This window comes from Acinetobacter suaedae, from assembly GCF_008630915.1.
Classification (GTDB): Bacteria; Pseudomonadota; Gammaproteobacteria; order Pseudomonadales; family Moraxellaceae; genus Acinetobacter; species Acinetobacter suaedae.
Genome location: NZ_CP043909.1, coordinates 2,649,894 through 2,667,311, shown reverse-complemented (window position 1 = coordinate 2,667,311; position 17,418 = coordinate 2,649,894). Strand labels below are relative to the sequence as shown.

15 protein-coding genes and 4 tRNA genes are annotated in these 17,418 nt (G+C 41.6%); 12 read left to right on the top strand and 7 right to left on the bottom strand.

Going from position 1 to position 17,418, the window contains the following annotated elements:
• Window positions 1-3: 3 nt before the first annotated feature.
• From F2A31_RS12310 to F2A31_RS12260, 11 genes are all read left to right on the top strand, one after another.
• On the top strand, window positions 4-546 hold the full coding sequence (locus F2A31_RS12310; protein WP_150026608.1) for a hypothetical protein: 543 nt from the start codon (window positions 4-6) through the stop codon (window positions 544-546).
• Between the two features lie 154 nt (window positions 547-700).
• On the top strand, window positions 701-1,018 hold the full coding sequence (locus tag F2A31_RS12305) for a DMT family transporter (RefSeq protein WP_005081305.1): 318 nt from the start codon (window positions 701-703) through the stop codon (window positions 1,016-1,018).
• A gap of 55 nt (window positions 1,019-1,073) precedes the next feature.
• Complete coding sequence (locus F2A31_RS12300; protein WP_150026607.1) at window positions 1,074-1,562, top strand: methylated-DNA--[protein]-cysteine S-methyltransferase; 489 nt, start codon at window positions 1,074-1,076, stop codon at window positions 1,560-1,562.
• 350 nt (window positions 1,563-1,912) lie between these two features.
• Window positions 1,913-3,133 carry a bifunctional glutamate N-acetyltransferase/amino-acid acetyltransferase ArgJ gene (argJ, locus tag F2A31_RS12295; RefSeq protein ID WP_150026606.1) on the top strand — a complete coding sequence of 407 codons (1,221 nt, stop codon included), beginning with the start codon at window positions 1,913-1,915 and terminating at the stop codon, window positions 3,131-3,133.
• A 143-nt stretch (window positions 3,134-3,276) separates the two neighbouring features.
• Window positions 3,277-4,341 carry a quinolinate synthase NadA gene (nadA, locus tag F2A31_RS12290; protein WP_150026605.1) on the top strand — a complete coding sequence of 355 codons (1,065 nt, stop codon included), beginning with the start codon at window positions 3,277-3,279 and terminating at the stop codon, window positions 4,339-4,341.
• A 142-nt stretch (window positions 4,342-4,483) separates the two neighbouring features.
• A tRNA-Pro gene (locus F2A31_RS12285) sits at window positions 4,484-4,560 on the top strand.
• A gap of 69 nt (window positions 4,561-4,629) precedes the next feature.
• Window positions 4,630-4,706: transfer RNA gene (locus tag F2A31_RS12280), tRNA-Arg, on the top strand.
• 34 nt (window positions 4,707-4,740) lie between these two features.
• Window positions 4,741-4,816: transfer RNA gene (locus F2A31_RS12275), tRNA-His, on the top strand.
• A gap of 3 nt (window positions 4,817-4,819) precedes the next feature.
• Window positions 4,820-4,896: transfer RNA gene (locus F2A31_RS12270), tRNA-Pro, on the top strand.
• Between the two features lie 288 nt (window positions 4,897-5,184).
• A complete protein-coding gene (locus tag F2A31_RS12265; RefSeq protein WP_150026604.1) occupies window positions 5,185-5,652 on the top strand; it encodes a DMT family transporter in 468 nt (155 codons plus the stop codon).
• Window positions 5,653-5,920: 268 nt separating this feature from the next.
• Window positions 5,921-7,525, top strand: a complete 1,605-nt coding sequence (locus F2A31_RS12260) for a GMC family oxidoreductase (protein ID WP_150026603.1) — start codon at window positions 5,921-5,923, stop codon at window positions 7,523-7,525.
• A gap of 24 nt (window positions 7,526-7,549) precedes the next feature.
• Here F2A31_RS12260 and ntrR read toward each other — a convergent pair whose 3' ends face one another.
• From ntrR to prs, 3 genes are all read right to left on the bottom strand, one after another.
• On the bottom strand, window positions 7,550-8,317 hold the full coding sequence (gene ntrR, locus F2A31_RS12255; RefSeq protein ID WP_150026602.1) for an ADPR responsive transcriptional repressor NtrR: 768 nt from the start codon (window positions 8,315-8,317) through the stop codon (window positions 7,550-7,552).
• A 358-nt stretch (window positions 8,318-8,675) separates the two neighbouring features.
• Window positions 8,676-10,163 (bottom strand): nicotinate phosphoribosyltransferase, encoded by a 1,488-nt coding sequence (locus tag F2A31_RS12250; protein WP_150026601.1) that lies wholly within the window; start codon window positions 10,161-10,163, stop codon window positions 8,676-8,678.
• A 24-nt stretch (window positions 10,164-10,187) separates the two neighbouring features.
• A complete protein-coding gene (prs, locus tag F2A31_RS12245; protein WP_150026600.1) occupies window positions 10,188-11,066 on the bottom strand; it encodes a ribose-phosphate diphosphokinase in 879 nt (292 codons plus the stop codon).
• A 336-nt stretch (window positions 11,067-11,402) separates the two neighbouring features.
• Between prs and F2A31_RS12240 the strand changes: the two genes are divergently transcribed.
• On the top strand, window positions 11,403-12,578 hold the full coding sequence (locus F2A31_RS12240) for a zinc-binding dehydrogenase (protein ID WP_113997693.1): 1,176 nt from the start codon (window positions 11,403-11,405) through the stop codon (window positions 12,576-12,578).
• Window positions 12,579-12,627: 49 nt separating this feature from the next.
• Here the strand turns inward: F2A31_RS12240 and F2A31_RS12235 are convergent, their stop codons facing one another.
• The 4 genes from F2A31_RS12235 to betI all read right to left on the bottom strand — a co-directional run bounded on the left by F2A31_RS12235 (window position 12,628) and on the right by betI (window position 17,343).
• Window positions 12,628-13,419, bottom strand: a complete 792-nt coding sequence (locus tag F2A31_RS12235) for a TorF family putative porin (RefSeq protein ID WP_150026599.1) — start codon at window positions 13,417-13,419, stop codon at window positions 12,628-12,630.
• 63 nt (window positions 13,420-13,482) lie between these two features.
• Window positions 13,483-15,177, bottom strand: a complete 1,695-nt coding sequence (gene betA / locus F2A31_RS12230; protein WP_150026598.1) for a choline dehydrogenase — start codon at window positions 15,175-15,177, stop codon at window positions 13,483-13,485.
• A gap of 80 nt (window positions 15,178-15,257) precedes the next feature.
• Window positions 15,258-16,727: a betaine-aldehyde dehydrogenase gene (gene betB, locus F2A31_RS12225; RefSeq protein WP_150026597.1), complete on the bottom strand. Its 1,470-nt coding sequence runs from the start codon at window positions 16,725-16,727 to the stop codon at window positions 15,258-15,260.
• Window positions 16,720-17,343, bottom strand: coding sequence for a transcriptional regulator BetI (betI, locus tag F2A31_RS12220; RefSeq protein ID WP_100833301.1), 624 nt, complete (start codon window positions 17,341-17,343; stop codon window positions 16,720-16,722). The genes betB and betI overlap by 8 nt, the downstream gene beginning before the upstream one ends.
• Window positions 17,344-17,418 lie beyond the last annotated feature (75 nt).

Sequence of the window (17,418 nt, the reverse complement as noted above, 5' to 3'; positions counted from 1 at the left end):
GTTATGCCTAGATGGATCTATGGCTTAATGGGGATTGCTTTAATGTGGTTGGTTTGGACCAATTGGCTCAAACCCGTGCCGAATCTAACTCAAGTTACAGCACAAGGAGTACAAATTGTAGAATTGGAAACTTATGAGGGCGCTTTTCGGGTACTTGCTCGTAAGGATTATCATGCTGGTCGTGAGTCAGAGTTCTCTCCCATTGATTTAGCTGTAGGGTGGGGGGATATGGCAAAACCTGAAATTTATAAGCAGGTTGAAGTTTCACAGCGGAATCGTTGGTATTACTGGCGAGTCGATTCTGAGCCACCGATAGCGCTTCGCCAAATCGCTGTGCAGAGTGCCAATATGCATTTGGTACCTGCAACTGAAGAGGTTGCTAAGCAACTTAAGCAGATTAAAAAAGATGATTTGGTTTACCTGAAAGGTGCATTAATTGAGATTCAGGCACCAGATGGTTGGCGATGGCGGAGTTCCTTGTCTCGTGAGGACACGGGCAGTGGCGCGTGTGAGTTAATGCGAGTAGATCGTGTAGTTTGGCATTGAGAGTGTAAAAATTCTTGAACATCACCTGTTTTAGATACATAACAATTCACATAATCATCGTATTTTAAATTACACTAATTCACCGAGTAGGACGACCTCTCGTTAAAGAATCATGTTGGGACGACCCAACCCTTGCTATGTATGAGAGAAAAAAATGGCGTGGGCAATTTTAATTTTGGCAGGCATTTTTGAAATTATTTGGGCGTATTCAATGAAACTGTCAGAGGGATTTACCCGTTTAACACCGACGGTGATTACCCTTGTTTTCATGATTTTGAGTTTTGGCTTACTTGCAACTGCAATGAGAACTTTACCCTTAGGTACAGCTTATACGGTTTGGACGGGTATTGGTGCAATTGGTTCGTTTGTGATAGGAATTGTGGTACTGAATGAACCAATGACGGCAATGCGGATGATTGCAGCCGTGTTGATTGTTTCAGGTCTAGTTTTGATGAAACTTTCCTCAAATTAAGAAGTCTTCTCTTTGTTTAAAAGGGATGAGTAAAATTGCTTAAAGGAGATGGTTGATGCAACTGGTGTATATTTATATGGAATCTCCAGTAGGTACACTAAAACTGGTTGCACATGATCAGGCACTAGTTGCTGTTATGTGGGACAATGAAGATCATAAGCGTGTACGTCTAGCTCAGTTGACTGAAAATAATCAACATCCCATTCTCCTTAAAGTTAAGCAACAATTAGATGAATATTTTGCAGGGCAACGTCAGCAATTTGACTTGCCTTTAGATTTTCAAGGAACTGCATTTCAACAACAAGTTTGGCAAGCATTACTGACTATTCCTTTTGGGCAAACGCGAAGTTATAAGGATATTGCGCTTCAGATTGGTAATGTAAAAGCGGTTCGTGCCGTAGGTGCTGCCAATGGAAAAAATCCAATTTCGATTGTTGCGCCGTGTCATCGGGTGATTGGATCGAGTGGTGCTTTGGTTGGTTTTGCAGGTGGTCTGGATAAGAAGCAAATTTTATTGAGTTTAGAGCAAAACCAAATTCCATAATCTGTATTGTTAATACTCGATTTTCATTTCTTTTTGGAATAAGCTACCAAAGCAGATATGAATCAACATATTTTATGACTTGAACCGTAACTCAGTTATTAGCGAGGCGGTGTCTTGCTTAGTGTAATCCAATGTTAGGAATAACCTTCGGTTCGAGTTGCTTTGGTTTCTCCCAAAGTAACCAAAGGCATTGTCATCTACAAAACCTGTTCACTTATTGCATTTGTTTTATCTATCGCAGAAACGGTATATTACAAACACCACGCAGGTTGTAGATGACCTTTCCGAGTCTCATATATAGGGTATGTATTCATTTTCTTTTTCATAACAAATTGAATGGAAGTTTAAAAATGGCTGTTGGTGACGTAACGATGCCACTTATGCATGTGGTGCAGGGTGTAAAAATTGGCTCAACTGAGGCGTATGTACGTTATCCAAATCGACGAGACCTAGTCATTTTTGAATTGGCAGAAGGCTCAAATGTTGCGGGTGTATTTACCCAGAATGCATTTTGTGCTGCACCTGTCCATGTTTCCAAAGCTCATCTCGCACAAGGAAATCCTCGTTATTTAGTGATTAATACTGGTAACGCCAATGCAGGTACGGGACCAACGGGCTTGAAAAATGCTCAAGATACTTGTGCGCAGTTGGCTGAACTGACTGGGGTAAACAGTTTTGAGGTTTTACCTTTTTCTACCGGTGTTATTGGTGAGCAGCTTCCGATGGAGCGCTTGTTGGCTGGACTTCAACCCGCACTAAATACATTACAACCGTCTGCTTGGGCGGATGCTGCTTCTGGCATTATGACCACAGATACTGTGCCAAAGGGTGCATCTGAACAATTTGAAATTGATGGGATCACTTATACCATGACGGGGATCAGTAAAGGCGCTGGAATGATCCGTCCAAATATGGCCACCATGTTGAGTTTCGTTGCCACAGATGCGCCGATTAGTCGTGATTTGGTACAAAGCCTATTAAAGACCACAGTTGAACATTCATTTAATCGAATTACGATTGACGGTGACACCTCAACCAATGACTCTTGTATTCTTGTAGCAACGGGTCAAGCAGGTGGAACTGAAATTACCTCAAAAGATGATGCACGGTATACCAAAGTGTTAGAGGTACTGGCACGTATCATGAATCGTTTAGCACAGTTGATTGTTCGTGATGGTGAGGGAGCAACCAAGTTTATTACCGTTGCTGTAGAAGGTGGTGCAAATACCCAAGAGTGTTGTGATATTGCCTATAGTATTGCCCATTCACCCTTAGTGAAAACCGCGCTTTTTGCATCAGACCCGAATTGGGGGCGTATTTTGGCTGCGATTGGTTATGCGGGCGTCAAAGATTTAGATGTCTCAAAAATTCAAGTATGGCTAGATGATGTACAAATCTGTAAAGATGGTGGTGCAGCCGAAGACTATACCGAAGAGGCCGGCGCACGGGTTATGGCGCAAACCGAAATTATGATTCGTGTTGATTTAGGTCGTGGTCAGTCTAAAGATACGGTGTATACGTGTGACTTATCTTATGACTATGTGAAAATTAATGCCGATTATCGTTCGTAAATTTGCGCTATAATGCAGCCTCCACAGTGAGGCTTTTTTTATATCGCTTGTTTGTGGACGATGTGATTTATCCCAAATGATCACCAGATACCCACGTTATAAGTTTGCAGTAATGCAAGCACGCAGGATAGAGAAGACGTTTTATGAATGATGCGAATTTAATTGCGAACGAAGCCAAAAACATTGTGCAGGCGCATTTAGATCGTTTGGGTGAGCCAAAGGACCATAGCCTCAGCCCAGAAGTGAAACAAGAAAAATTTGCTCAAATCGCAGCTGAGCTGAAAAAGCGAGATGCAGTGCTTGTCGCGCATTATTACTGTGATCCTGATGTACAGGAGCTTGCAGAGCTAACTGGTGGTTGTGTTTCAGACTCTTTGGAAATGGCTCGTTTTGGGCGTGATCATCCTGCAACAACACTTGTGGTCGCTGGGGTGAAGTTCATGGGCGAAACCGCAAAAATTCTATCACCAGAAAAAACGGTTCTCATGCCAACATTAGAAGCAACCTGTTCACTCGATATCGGTTGTCCTGTAGATGAGTTTACTGCTTTTTGTGATCAGCATCCTGACCATACAGTAGTCGTTTATGCGAATACTTCCGCCGCAGTAAAAGCACGAGCAGATTGGGTGGTGACATCAAGCTGTGCAGTTGAAATCATTGAACACTTGGATAGCTTGGGTGAAAAAATCATTTGGGCACCTGATCAGCATTTAGGGCGTTATATTCAAAAGAAAACAGGCGCTGAGATGTTGTTGTGGGATGGTGCTTGTATCGTACATGAAGAATTTCGTGCACGTGGTATTGCTCAGATGAAGGCGCTTTATCCTGATGCTGCTGTGTTAGTGCATCCAGAATCTCCAGAGTCTGTGGTTGATATTGCTGATGCAGTCGGCAGTACCTCACAATTGATTAAAGCGGCACAGACCTTGCCACATAAGCAAATGATTGTGGCAACAGATCGTGGTATTTTTTATAAAATGCAACAAGCGGCGCCAGATAAAGAGTTATTTGAAGCACCGACAGCAGGTGAAGGTGCAACCTGTCGTTCATGTGCGCATTGTCCTTGGATGGCAATGAATGAACTAGATGGAATTTTGCATGTATTACAACATGGTGATCAAGAAATACACGTTGATCCAGCTTTGTCAGAACGTGCGAAATTACCATTAGATCGTATGTTGAACTTTAGTGCTTCATTGAAGCGTTAAAAACAACCAAAATGCTTGTTAAATATACATTTGATAAGGATTTTTAATATTTTTGAAAAATAGGTGTTGACGTTCTAGGGCGTCGCGCCTAGAATGCACACCGTACCGCACGATGTGCGATACAATAAAAGCTGAGAGAAATCGGAGCATAGCACAGCCTGGTAGTGCACCTGGTTTGGGACCAGGGGGTCGTAGGTTCGAATCCTACTGCTCCGACCAATTAAAAGATGTTGAAAAACATCATTTTAAAATCGGCGAAGTATCGCTTGATAGTATTATCATCGTTATGCGCCTGTAGCTCAGTTGGATAGAGCATCCGCCTTCTAAGCGGATGGTCACAGGTTCGAATCCTGTCAGGCGCGCCATTTTGGTGGCTTGGTACATAGAACCAGAACTATGGTGGATGTAGCTCAGTTGGTAGAGCCCCGGATTGTGATTCCGGTTGTCGTGGGTTCGAGCCCCATCATTCACCCCAATTCGGAGCATAGCACAGCCTGGTAGTGCACCTGGTTTGGGACCAGGGGGTCGTAGGTTCGAATCCTACTGCTCCGACCATCATCTTAAAGATGAAATAAAATTCCGCTAATATAGCGGTTTTTTTATGCCTGTTATTTATAATAAATACCTTCTATTTTCATTTTATTTATTAAGATGTTAATCTATTTTCTAAATTCGTTTCCTGTATTTCATCTTGAACATTTGTTGATATTGTTTGCATAAATAAAATGATGTATCTACTATTAAATCGTTCCCTATATTAAATATTTATCGAATAACGAAGATCTAAATTTTTGATCACCTAATTATAAATATGCGTTGAAAACAACAAAAGAGAGTCGATGAGTGCAAAATATTCATTACGTTTTTGTGAGCCTTCTGGGTGGTCTAATCGTACCGTTACAATTAGCCATGATTCATGCTTTTCGTAGCACAAGTGGTGCGAGTCAAATACAGTCAACTTTCTTTTTATATGTTGGTGGAGCCATTGCATCCTTAATTATTGCCTTATTTATTGATGGCAGTATTAAGCCACCCACGTATCAGCAAACCTCATGGTGGATGTGGTTATCCGGACTGTTGGGGGCATTTTATATACTTTGCATGTTTCTTGCCGCGCCGCATATTGGTATCACCAATACATTATTATGGGTGTTTTTAGGACAAATGATTTTTGCCACTGTTATGGATAGTAGTGGTTTTCTTGGGCTGCAGGTTAAAAAGCTTGATGGTTTTAAATTATTGGGATTAGGGCTTATTTTTATTGGTGGTTTGATCATGATTTATAGTGAAAATAGAAATGCAATTTCATAAAAATATTATAGATAAGTGAGATGACTAAGTTGATGAAATACTGTATTTTTGAATAGAAAGTTTAGATACAAAATATAAGTAATAATTGAGTATGCTTCTTTCGAAAGGTTGCAATTTATTACAAATGATTTGCATATTTTTGCGCTTGCCGTGAGTCTATCCCATCTTGCTTTTCAGGACATAGGTTTGTTAGACAAATACAACAGTATTTAAATGCCATGATAGGCATAATGCGAGCACTTTTTAAAAAGAAAAATTGAGTATAGTAATGACGCAAACAACTTTTGATTTTGTAATTATTGGTGGTGGCTCGGCAGGTTCCGTACTTGCTGGACGATTAACTGAGAATCCGAATATTTCAGTATGTTTATTAGAAGCAGGTGGGGATGGCAACAGTTGGTTGGTGAATACACCAGCAGCAGCCGTTATCAGTATTCCGACTAAATTGAATAACTGGGCATTGGAAACCATTCCTCAAAAGGGGTTAAATGGACGCAAAGGCTATCAGCCGCGTGGCAAATGTTTAGGGGGGAGTTCTGCAATTAATGCGATGGTCTATATTCGAGGACATCGAGATGATTATGATCATTGGGCTGCTTTAGGGAATACGGGGTGGTCGTACGATGAGGTCTTACCATACTTTAAAAAATCAGAACATAATGAAAGAATTAAGAATGAATATCATGGTCAACATGGTCCACTCAATGTAAGCGAACTACGTTCAGATAATCCATACCAAAAAACATTTATTGAAGCAGCTAAACAAGTGGGCTATCCACTGAATGATGACTTTAATGGCGCAGAGCAAGAAGGTGTAGGTGTCTATCAAGTTACCCAGAAAAATGGTGAACGTTGGAGTGCTGCACGTGGATATTTATTGCCTTATATCGGTAAGCGCCCAAATTTACATGTGATCACACAAGCGATGGTATCGCGGATTGTGATCGAAAATGGTCGGGCCGTAGGAGTGGAGTTTAAACATAAAGGGCAAACTACCGTTGTTCGTGCAAATAAAGAAGTTTTACTCTCTGCAGGGGCTTTCCAATCACCACAAGTTTTGATGCTTTCGGGGATTGGTCCTCGTCAAGAATTAGAAAAACATGGTATTCCTGTGGTTAAAGATTTAGCTGGAGTTGGTGAGAATCTACATGATCATCCTGACTTTATTTTTGCTTATAAAACTAAAAAAATAGATGGAACTTTCGGTGTTTCTGTTGGTGGTAGTTTAGATTTAATCAAACAAATTGGGCGTTATCGTAAGGAGCGTCGAGGCTTAATTACAACCAATTATGCAGAGTGTGGTGGTTTCTTAAAGAGCCGTCCTGAGTTAGATAAACCGAATTTACAACTGCATTTTGTGATTGCTGTAGTAGATAACCATGCTCGAACCATGCATACAGGACATGGTATTTCATGCCATGTGTGTTTGCTTAATCCTCGTGCGCGTGGTTCGGTCAAACTCAGTGGTAAAAACGTGGATGATCCGCTATTAATTGATTTTAAATTCCTTGAGGATGAGCAAGACCTTCAAGATATGGTTGATGGTTTTAAAGTCACGCAGAAGTTGATGCAAGCACCAGCTTTGAGTGAAAAAATTAAAGAAGATATGTTTACTGCAAACGTGCAATCTGATGATGAGATTCGTGAGATTTTACGTCAACGTGTCGACACAGTTTATCACCCAGTCGGTAGCTGTAAAATGGGGGTGGATGAGATGGCTGTGGTTGATCCTGAGCTGAAAGTATATGGTATTCAAGGTTTACGTGTGATTGATGCGTCGATTATGCCAACAGTGGTGAATGGTAATACCAATGCACCTGCGATCATGATTGCTGAAAAAGCAGTGGATATGATCCGTGAAACTTGGAAGTAAGTGTTGAGAGCTAAGGCTTTTGCCTTAGCTCTTTACATGTTCAGTTGGGTAGCGTGGTGTTTCCAGCATACGTGGAAAAGAAAAATGATAATCTTCGAGTGCATAGCGAAATAATTGGGCAGGACGTTTGCCTACAATTTTTTGTTGACCTGTTTCTTCAACCGCACCCGCTTCTTGCATACGTCGTCTAAATGATTTTTTTTCTAATGTATGCCCTAAAATTATTTCATAAATACTCTGTAATTCGGTCAAGGTAAATACCTCTGGCATCAAGCTGACTGGAAGAGTGGTATATCGGGTTTTATTACAAAGGCGATCAAATGCCAGTTGTAGTAACTGTTTATGATCAAATGCCAAATCAAGTTGTAATGCCTGATCGATTGGATACCATTGACTGTATTCTGCTGTGTTGGTGGCTTGGATTTCAAATTTTTCAAAATCAATCAGTGCAAAATAAAGTGATGTAATCGACCAGCCTCGAGGGTCACGATGCAGATTGCCAATGGTTTCTACCTGTTCAAGATAGGGCAATTGAATGCCTGTTTTTTCCTGTAGTTTACGGTGCGCTGTTGCCATTAGATCTGGATCAGTTTTTAAATCGACGAAGCCACCCGGTAGCGCCCATTTGCCTTTTTCGGGAAAGTTAGAACGCTGAATCATTAAGACTTGTAATTGACCCTTTGCCACAGAAAAAATTGCCATATCGACTGTAAACAGTGGGGTGTCATAGTCTGTTTTTTGATACTGTGCAAGGTATTCTTGTTCGGAAGTATGGGTAGTTTCCTTACTCATAGAGATATTAAGACATTGGAATAAAGTAACATCATAGCGGAGTCTTATTGGGTTCTCATCATATTTTAGGATAAACAACTACATCTTGCACGTCACTAAAGCTTCAACCGCTTTAGTTTGTTCACGCTCGACCTGAGAAGCGTTTAAAGCTTCGCAAGTGTTTTAGCAAAAATAGGCAAAACTTGAGATACGAATAGCAAACAAAGATTGATAATCTTTGCTTGAGCGTTAACGATGCATTTGCTTTATCTTGCACAACACCAAAGCTTTTGTTGCTTTGGTGTTGTGCAGGTTACGGATGAACTTTCCGAGTATCTAATCAATGGATATGTTTTAAGCATAGAGAGTTTTACTTAATTTAGACCAACCTCTCTCGAATTTGCTCAAGAGAGCATTCTCTTAACAATTGTCCATTTTCAAATACCGTTTGCAGTACCCCCGTATTTTCCTGTTCAAAGCTTTGTTGATCAAATAACTCAAAGCCATTCTCAGTTTGTTCAACCCTTAATAAACCTTTGGCCGATTTTTTAATACCTGAATCTGTCATAGGGTCTTTAAACAATTCACGACCTACGCCGTTGACTTGACCCCAAGTGGCTTTTACGGCAAAGCCAAAAGTGTCGCGAGTCAAATAGTTATAGGTATAGCTGCCGATGCCAAAGACTAGATTATTCGAAGCAAAACCTTTGGCTTCTAAACCTTTTAGGATATTTTGAGCACGTTCTAGGGTAATCGAGTCACCATAGATCAAACCAACACGTTCGTTGAGTACTTTGTAGCCTTGCGCTGTTTCTGTGCCGCCAAAAATCTCCCATAAACACTGAACTGCACCTTTGTAAGCGGGACTATTAATTTCTGCGTCAGGATCACCGCAGATAATTTTCACTGGATCACCTGAGTCAGGACGAAACACCACTTTTGCGAGTCCGAGGGCATTCGGTTGACGATTTAAAATCTCTGATTTTAATTCCACGCTAAACTCAGTAATCACACGCCAAAAATCCCAAGTATCTGAAACGATACTGACCACGCCACTCGGATAGAGTTCACAGATCAGACGTCTAAAGGTCTTGATTTCACTTTCTTCACTACCCATACACATCACACTGTGTTCTGTTGCAGGCACTGAAACGCCCACTACACCTGCTGCATTGTAGTACTCTTCGGCATAGTCAATCGAAGCGACTGAATCTGTCCCAATAAAGCTGGTTAAGTGTCCGACGCCTGATTGGGCAGCATCATAGATGCCACTCATACCACGACTACTAAAATCATGACCCTGAACAGGAACAAAGTCTAAAGGTGCACCTGTTTTTTCTGCATATTGTGTCAACAAGCGTTTGTATTCATAAGCAATTGTCGCAGTGGTGCAACTTTTCCATAACTCGGCACTCAGCACTGTTTCGATATAGTTGGTTAACCAAAAGAAATTCGGATCAGTATTGATAATGGTCAATACAGGCACTTTGATATTGACTCGGCTACCTTCTTCTAGTGCTTTAATCTTTAATGGTAAATAGCCAAGATCGTGCAATGCTTCGATGTGTTCGACCGGGACAGCACCTTCACCTAGAGAATTGTCCATGCGACGTTTATAGGCTGCGACTACTTTGGCTTTAGGTTGATTAAAGAAGCCCTCGTTCCAAGTTTCAATTAAAAAATGTTTGATAAAACCTTGTAAACCGAAGAACACAATCTTGTCATCAAAATCAGGCAGCATTTTGGCTAAACGTGATGAGCGAGGGGTAAAGTTAGCATAGACGTATTCAGTTCCCACTGGATACTGACGACGGTGATCTGCTTTGTAGAAATCAATTGTATTAAGTGGATTTATTTTAATACTCATTTTACAAGTCTCTTGCTTTAAATCTTAATTTTGAAAATTGATGATGTTGAGTTTGCTTGCTTCTGCTTGTGGCAGACTATTACTGGTAAACACTTGATCGACCAAGCCATCAAATACCTCCAAGCCCTTACTAAAAATGCCATGAGTGACATACAAAATAATGTTTTTGCAGTTTAGGCTACGTAGTTGTTTGGCAATACCAATAAAGGTTGCACCACCGTCACAAATATCATCTGTGATCACTGCTGTTTTTCCTGTCAAATCAGGACTATCCACCGCAGTTGTTCTAATTTTGCCAGTGCTTGGATCACGTTGTTTTTCACAGTAAATGACGTCAATAGTCTGTTGGCGTTGTGAATTAACACCATTGGCAATCGCTTGAGTGCGTTGTGTTGCACCAGCATCAGGACAGATCAACACAGTATCGTCTGTGCTTAAGATCTGCATCAATGTTGGGCTTTGCTGGATGATCTCTATCGGTTCAATATTGATCACCTCTTGGAAGCTAGTATTTTTGCGTAACAGCTCAAGGGTCACTGGGCTATGACAATCCCACACCACAATTTTCTGACGTTGTCCTGCAAATTTTTCGCTATTGCTATTCAATAATTTGGTCATTAAATCCAGTGAAAAGGCTTGACCTTGTGCACAGATACGATCTTGACGTGCGTAAGGAAAATAAGGGATTTCCACCGAAAGGCGCGTGCCTCGTTCCAATAACACATTTTCCAGTAATAGATAGTCCATCACATCTGTACTGTTATTCAGTGAGGCTGTGATCTGAGCGTGTGTTTGTAATTGGTTCAATAACTCAGGTTGTAGTTGAATATGACGTTCACCACCTGAAAACTGCAAAAACTCGATGGGAACATTCGCTTGAGCTGTCATAAGTTGGATCGTCATTTTTTCATTTCTCTTTATAGTGGCTCAAAGCCAGTAAATATATATTGGCATAATGACACTATTAAATGCAAGTGTTAAATTTGATCTTTTTAATAAAAATAGGGAGTTATTAAAAAAAATAGATTCATCTATTTGAAGTTAAAAGAGAATGATTTTTAACTTGTCGCATCGGGTGATTTATAAAGCTGACCCCATTTGATAAAGATATTGATATTTGGGTCATGGATTCTGACAATATGGTTTGTCAAAATTAGGATGAAATATGTTGGTCAGATGATTTCAATCGAAAAAATTGAAGGGCTAACAAATGCAATAAAACAATAAGGAAAGCATCCTATGAAATCGCTAGTTTGTCATAACACTGAGCTGAAGTTGGAAGATAGCCTTCAATTAGTTCCGGCTAAAGGACAAGTATTACTTGAAGTAGTACGTTGTGGAATTTGTGGCTCGGATTTACATATGCAACATCACTGTGATCATATGCATGATTTGGCAGCACGTGTCGGTTTTAATGGGGTGGCTAAATCTTCTGATAAACTTGTTTTCGGGCATGAGTTTTGTGGAAAAGTTTTAGATTATGGGCCAAAAACACGTCGTAAATTAAAAGCCGACACTTTGGTTTGTGCGATGCCATTGTTAAATGTTGAACCACAAGGTTATGTGCCAACAGGGCTTTCACCGAGTGCATCTGGTGGTTATGCTGAACAAATTTTAGTTCAATCCAGTTTAATGTTTGAAGTTCCAAATGGCTTGGATGCCGATCGTGCTGCATTGACAGAACCTATGGCCGTTGCTTTACATGCAGTCCGTCGCAGCAGAATTAAGAAAAATGAGCCTGCAATCGTGGTGGGTTGTGGTCCTGTTGGTTTAGGCGTAATTATTATGCTCAAAGCGATGGGTGTTAAAACTGTCGTTGCCAGCGATTTTTCACCAAATCGTCGTCGGTTGGCTGAGCAGTGTGGTGCAGATGTATTGGTTGATCCTAAACAGCAATCTCCATTTAGTAATTGGAAAGAGCTGGGTTTGTTGGGGAATGTTTCTGAAGCGATTAATATGGGAATGGGGATTTTTGATAAAGTGCAGACTTTCTCATTGCCGTGGGTCAATGCGATGCGAGTGGGAGACAAGCTCGGACTATTACCGAAGCGCCCCGTGATTTTTGAGTGTGTTGGTGTGGCAGGTATCATGCAGCAGATCTTGGAGGGTGCACCATTGTTCTCACGTATCGTGGGAGTAGGGGTTTGTATGCAGAGCGATAAGATCGAACCTGCATTGGCGATCAACAAAGAACTCGAGATCCAGTATGTATTGGGTTATACGCCACTTGAGTTTCGCGACACCTTGCATATGATTGCGGAAGGTAAAATTGATGTTTCACCACTGATTACAGGTGTAGTGGGCTTGGAAGGGGTGAGCAATGCCTTTGAAGCCTTACGTGATCCAGAACAACATGCAAAAATTTTGATTGATCCGAAACGAGCAGGATCGGATATCCAATTGATTAAAGCCTAATTTAAAGGCAATAAAAAAGCTGCATTGAGCAGCTTTTTTATTGCTTTAATTAAAAGCTCTTGGTAATGGAGAATGTTACGGTTGAATCAATTGGATTTGAGACTTTAGCATTTGGATTGCCATTACTATACTGTTGGTAAAAGCCCTCTTTATCCCATGCTTTGCTATAGATCAAGCTGCTAGATAGGTTATAAGGCAGTTCCTTATTAATTGCGAAACTTGCATCCTGAAAGCTTGCGGCCGAAAAGTTTTTAATACGTTGGTTACCATAATGTGCATCTGCAGACCAACCTTGCCCCAATGGTTGATGCCAATTGACATCTAGGTAGCCTGATCCACGAGAATGCTTATTATCACCTATAGCAAGTGTATCCGAGTTATTGCCAAAATAGTCTTGGGTATAGGTCACAGCATATTTGACTGTGAGCGGCCCATAACTAATTTCTGGAATAATTTCTCCATAGTCAAAACGAGTGTGTCCTGTATCTGCTGTGGTTTTTGCACCAGGATAGAAATAATAGGCTGCTGTTATACCTAAAGATAAATCTCCAATACTGTGGCTATAACCTGTATAAACATCCCATTCGATCGAAGCGTCACGAATAAAATCATCACTGACATTTGAAGCCCATGTCCCAGCAAAAAAGCCATCTGGATGATTGTAATCTACACCACCTTGTAATGCGGGTTTGCCCCAAGTTTGTTGGAAACCGCGTGATACATACTGGCTTGCGAGTGTGAGATTGGCACTGAATGGAGATGCTGTTTCAGTAGTTGCTTCTGTTGCATGCGCCGTATGAATCAAAGCGATGAAAGGAAGTGTAAATAAAATTCTTTTCATTTGAATTTTCCTAATGGTTGGCAGCACCTTAAAACTTAAGGTGTTGAACATAACTGGACTAGGTTATGCAAATGGACGTAAAGGTGTTTGACGAGCAGGACTTGATCCTGCTTTGTAATAAGGTGCCTGTGAACGTGGTAATTTTTTCCCACGAATTTGATCAGCAATTTTTTCTGCCATCATAATAGTGGTGGCATTTAAATTACCTGTAATGATCAGTGGCATGATAGATGCGTCGACCACACGTAAACCTTGTATACCATGGACGCGACCTTGACCATCTACTACTGCCATATCATCTTCACCCATCTTACAACTACATGATGGGTGGAATGCGGTTTCGGCATGATTACGTACAAACTCATCCAATTCTGCATCGGTCTGAATGTGTTTACCTGGGCTAATTTCTTCACCACGATATGGATCTAGTGCAGGCTGAGCCATGATTTCACGAGTAATGCGGATCGCATCACGGAATTCTCGCCAGTCCTGTTCGGTTGACATGTAGTTGAACAGGATACTTGGATGCTCAAATGGGTCTTTTGATTTGAGTTTGACTCGACCGCGAGAAGGTGAGCGCATTGAGCCGACATGGGCTTGGAAACCATGTTCTTTTACTGCATTGCTGCCGTTGTAGTTAATCGCCACTGGCAAGAAATGATATTGAATATTTGGCCAGTCGAATTCTTCCGAACTACGGATAAAGCCGCCTGCTTCAAATTGGTTACTTGCACCAATACCTTTGCCCAAGAATAGCCATTCAGCACCAATTGCCGGTTGGTTATACCATTGTAGAGCAGGATAGAGTGACACAGGTTTTTTACATTGGTATTGCAAATACATTTCCAAATGGTCTTGCAGGTTTTCACCCACGCCAGGTAAGTCATGCACTACATCAATATCCATTGATTTTAAGAAGGTGCTTTCACCGATACCTGAGCGTTGCAAGATTTGTGGTGATGCAATTGCACCTGCACAGAGTAATACTTCACGTTTCGCGTGTGCTTGTTTCATATTGGCTTGATCAGTACCAATGATGTACTCAACACCCACCGCTTGTTTATTGTTAAACAAGATTTTATTGGTCATTGCATGGGTTACGATGGTGAGATTTGGACGACCTTTCGCCATATCCAAGTAACCACGAGCGGTACTTGAACGACGACCTTGCGGTGTCACAGTACGATCCATCGGACCAAAGCCTTCCTGCTGATAACCATTTAAATCATCAGTACGCGGATAACCTGCTTGTACGCCAGCTTCAATCATGGCGTGAAACAGTTCATTATTGCCTTGTTTTGGGGTAGTGACTGAAACGGGGCCATCACCACCATGATAGTCATTCTCCCCAATATCGCGGGTTTCAGCTTTTTTGTAATACGGTAAGCAGTCTGCATATGTCCAATCTTCAAGACCTTTCATGCTTGCCCATTGTTCTAGATCCATTGCATTACCACGGATATAACACATGCCGTTGATCAGAGATGAGCCGCCAAGCCCTTTGCCACGACCGCACTCCATACGACGATTGTTCATATGTGGTTCAGGATCAGTTTCATAAGCCCAATTATAACGGCGACCTTGAAGGGGAAAGGCCAATGCGGCTGGCATTTGGGTACGAAAATCTAAACGATAATCTGGACCACCTGCTTCTAATAATAATACTGAGATATCTGCATCTTCAGTTAAACGTGCGGCAAGGACATTACCTGCTGAACCTGCACCAATAATAATATAATCGTATTCTTGCTTATTCATACTTAGCCTTTATTTGTTTGCATGATCAACTGAAAGCATGGTGTTTCAGTTGATCAAGTGAAGATAAAGCGCGATGCTTTTTAGAAAATGCTTTGGTAATCACCAAGCTCAACTTGAATGGATTTAATGCGGGTGTAATGCCCTAAAGTGGTGAGACCATTTTCACGACCAACACCAGACTGCTTATAGCCACCTACTGGCATTTCAGCAGGAGATTCTCCCCACGTATTGATCCAGCAGATCCCAGCTTCGATTTGATGAATAATACGGTGCGCTCGACTAATATCTTGCGTGACGACACCCGCAGCAAGACCAAAGTTAGTGTTATTGGCACGGCGAATCACTTCTTCCTCAGTTTGATAACTGAGGATACTCATGACAGGTCCAAAGATTTCATCTTGAACAATACGCATATCATCGGTGCAATCACTAAAAACAGTAGGTAGCACATAAGCACCTTGGGCAAATTGTCCCGTTGCACGTTCTCCGCCTATCAACAATTTAGCGCCCTGTTGTTTGCCAGCATTGATATAGGAAAGCACTTTGTCCATGTGTGGGAAGCTTGCCAGTGGACCGAAATTTGTTTCAGCATCCATTGGGTCGCCGAGGCGGATACGCTGTACACGTTCTACAATCGCTGCCTCGAATTCGGCTAAACGTGATTTTGGAACAAAAACCCGCGTGCCATTGGTACAAACTTGGCCTGAGCTAAAGAAATTAGCCATGATTGCAATATCTGCGGCACGGTTAAGATCGGCATCTTCACAAATAATCAGGGGTGATTTACCACCGAGTTCCATCGTGACTTCTTTAAGTGTAGAACCTGCGGCACTGGCCATTACTTTTTTGCCTGTTTCAACACCACCCGTGAAAGAGATTTTCTCGATTACAGGGTGTTCAGTGAGCCATTGTCCGATGTCACGACCTGCACCTTGTACGACATTAAATACGCCGTCTGGAAGTCCTGCTTCGGTATAGATTTCAGCAAGTTTAAATGCAGTCAATGGGGTGGTTTCACTTGGTTTGAAAATCATCGCATTCCCCGCGGCAAGGGCAGGAGCGGATTTCCATAAAGCGATTTGAATTGGATAGTTCCAAGCGCCGATCCCAGCAACCACACCGAGTGGTTCACGGCGTGTATAAAAGAAACTTGATTCACGCAACGGAACTTGTTCACCTTGAATTGCCGTTGCAAGACCTGCGTAATATTCAAGTACATCAGCACCCGTGACGATATCAACAGTTGATGTTTCGCTATAGGCCTTACCAGTATCAAGCGTTTCAAGCTTCGCCAGTTCGTCATTACGTTCACGAAGAATATCAACAGCACGGCGTAAAATACGAGAACGTTCCATCGCAGTCATCGCAGCCCAAACTTTTTGTCCTTGTTGGGCGCTTTGAACAGCGGTTTCAATATCTTGTTGTGAGGCTTGCTGAAGTGTTGCGATCACTTCACCGTTAGCAGGGTTAATACTATCAAATGTTTGGCCGCTAGTTGCTTCAACATAGCGTCCATGGATATATAGTTGATGAACGTGAGCATCACTCATTCTGTTTCTCCTGCAAAGGCTTGTTGGCAAATTGCAATTGCGTTTTTACATAATCGTAAGCAATGGAACGGGCGAGTTGACTGTCAAATTCGTCATGACTGCTTAAACTCCCGCGTAACCATAATCCGTCAATCAATGCTGCTAAACCACGAGCAGCAATACTTGCCTGTTCTTTATCCAATAACTTGAGGAAATAGAATTTCAAGTTTGAATACAGGCGTTGATCATTAATTCGTTGCAAACGCCCTAACTCGGGAAGATGCATACTGGCTGACCAAAAGTCTAACCAAACACGCATCGCTTGCTTGTTGACCTGACTAATATCAAAGTTGGAATCAATAATTGCCTTGATTTGGCTTTCTGGATGCGTATCTGCTTCCGCTTTGTATTGGTCAGTTTTTTGACGCAAAACGTTGAGCATTTCTTGCATACAGGTATTGATTAATCCCTGTTTATCACCGAAATAGTGACTCACAATACCAGTTGATAACTCGGCCTTTTTTGCAATTTGTGCAATGGTGGTATTGGATAACCCCACTTCAGAAATTACATGGAATGCGGCGTTGATAATTTCTTCGCGTCGCACATGCTCTGGTTTGACTCTACGTTTTGTCATGTTGATCCACTGAAAGGCCTGTGAAGGTACTTTTTATTTAACATTTCTCAATGTAGAACATCATAGCACTTTTTT

What these genes read in the sequence shown, in the direction of transcription:
- F2A31_RS12305 (WP_005081305.1), top strand. Translation starts at nt 701, where the DNA reads ATGGCGTGGGCAATTTTAATTTTGGCAGGCATTTTTGAAATTATTTGG.
- betB (WP_150026597.1), bottom strand. Translation starts at nt 16,727, where the DNA reads ATGAGTGATGCTCACGTTCATCAACTATATATCCATGGACGCTATGTT.
- F2A31_RS12250 (WP_150026601.1), bottom strand. Translation starts at nt 10,163, where the DNA reads ATGAGTATTAAAATAAATCCACTTAATACAATTGATTTCTACAAAGCA.
- ntrR (WP_150026602.1), bottom strand. Translation starts at nt 8,317, where the DNA reads ATGAGTAAGGAAACTACCCATACTTCCGAACAAGAATACCTTGCACAG.
- F2A31_RS12260 (WP_150026603.1), top strand. Translation starts at nt 5,921, where the DNA reads ATGACGCAAACAACTTTTGATTTTGTAATTATTGGTGGTGGCTCGGCA.
- prs (WP_150026600.1), bottom strand. Translation starts at nt 11,066, where the DNA reads ATGACGATCCAACTTATGACAGCTCAAGCGAATGTTCCCATCGAGTTT.
- betI (WP_100833301.1), bottom strand. Translation starts at nt 17,343, where the DNA reads ATGACAAAACGTAGAGTCAAACCAGAGCATGTGCGACGCGAAGAAATT.
- betA (WP_150026598.1), bottom strand. Translation starts at nt 15,177, where the DNA reads ATGAATAAGCAAGAATACGATTATATTATTATTGGTGCAGGTTCAGCA.
- F2A31_RS12240 (WP_113997693.1), top strand. Translation starts at nt 11,403, where the DNA reads ATGAAATCGCTAGTTTGTCATAACACTGAGCTGAAGTTGGAAGATAGC.
- F2A31_RS12310 (WP_150026608.1), top strand. Translation starts at nt 4, where the DNA reads ATGCCTAGATGGATCTATGGCTTAATGGGGATTGCTTTAATGTGGTTG.
- nadA (WP_150026605.1), top strand. Translation starts at nt 3,277, where the DNA reads ATGAATGATGCGAATTTAATTGCGAACGAAGCCAAAAACATTGTGCAG.
- F2A31_RS12235 (WP_150026599.1), bottom strand. Translation starts at nt 13,419, where the DNA reads ATGAAAAGAATTTTATTTACACTTCCTTTCATCGCTTTGATTCATACG.
- F2A31_RS12300 (WP_150026607.1), top strand. Translation starts at nt 1,074, where the DNA reads ATGCAACTGGTGTATATTTATATGGAATCTCCAGTAGGTACACTAAAA.
- argJ (WP_150026606.1), top strand. Translation starts at nt 1,913, where the DNA reads ATGGCTGTTGGTGACGTAACGATGCCACTTATGCATGTGGTGCAGGGT.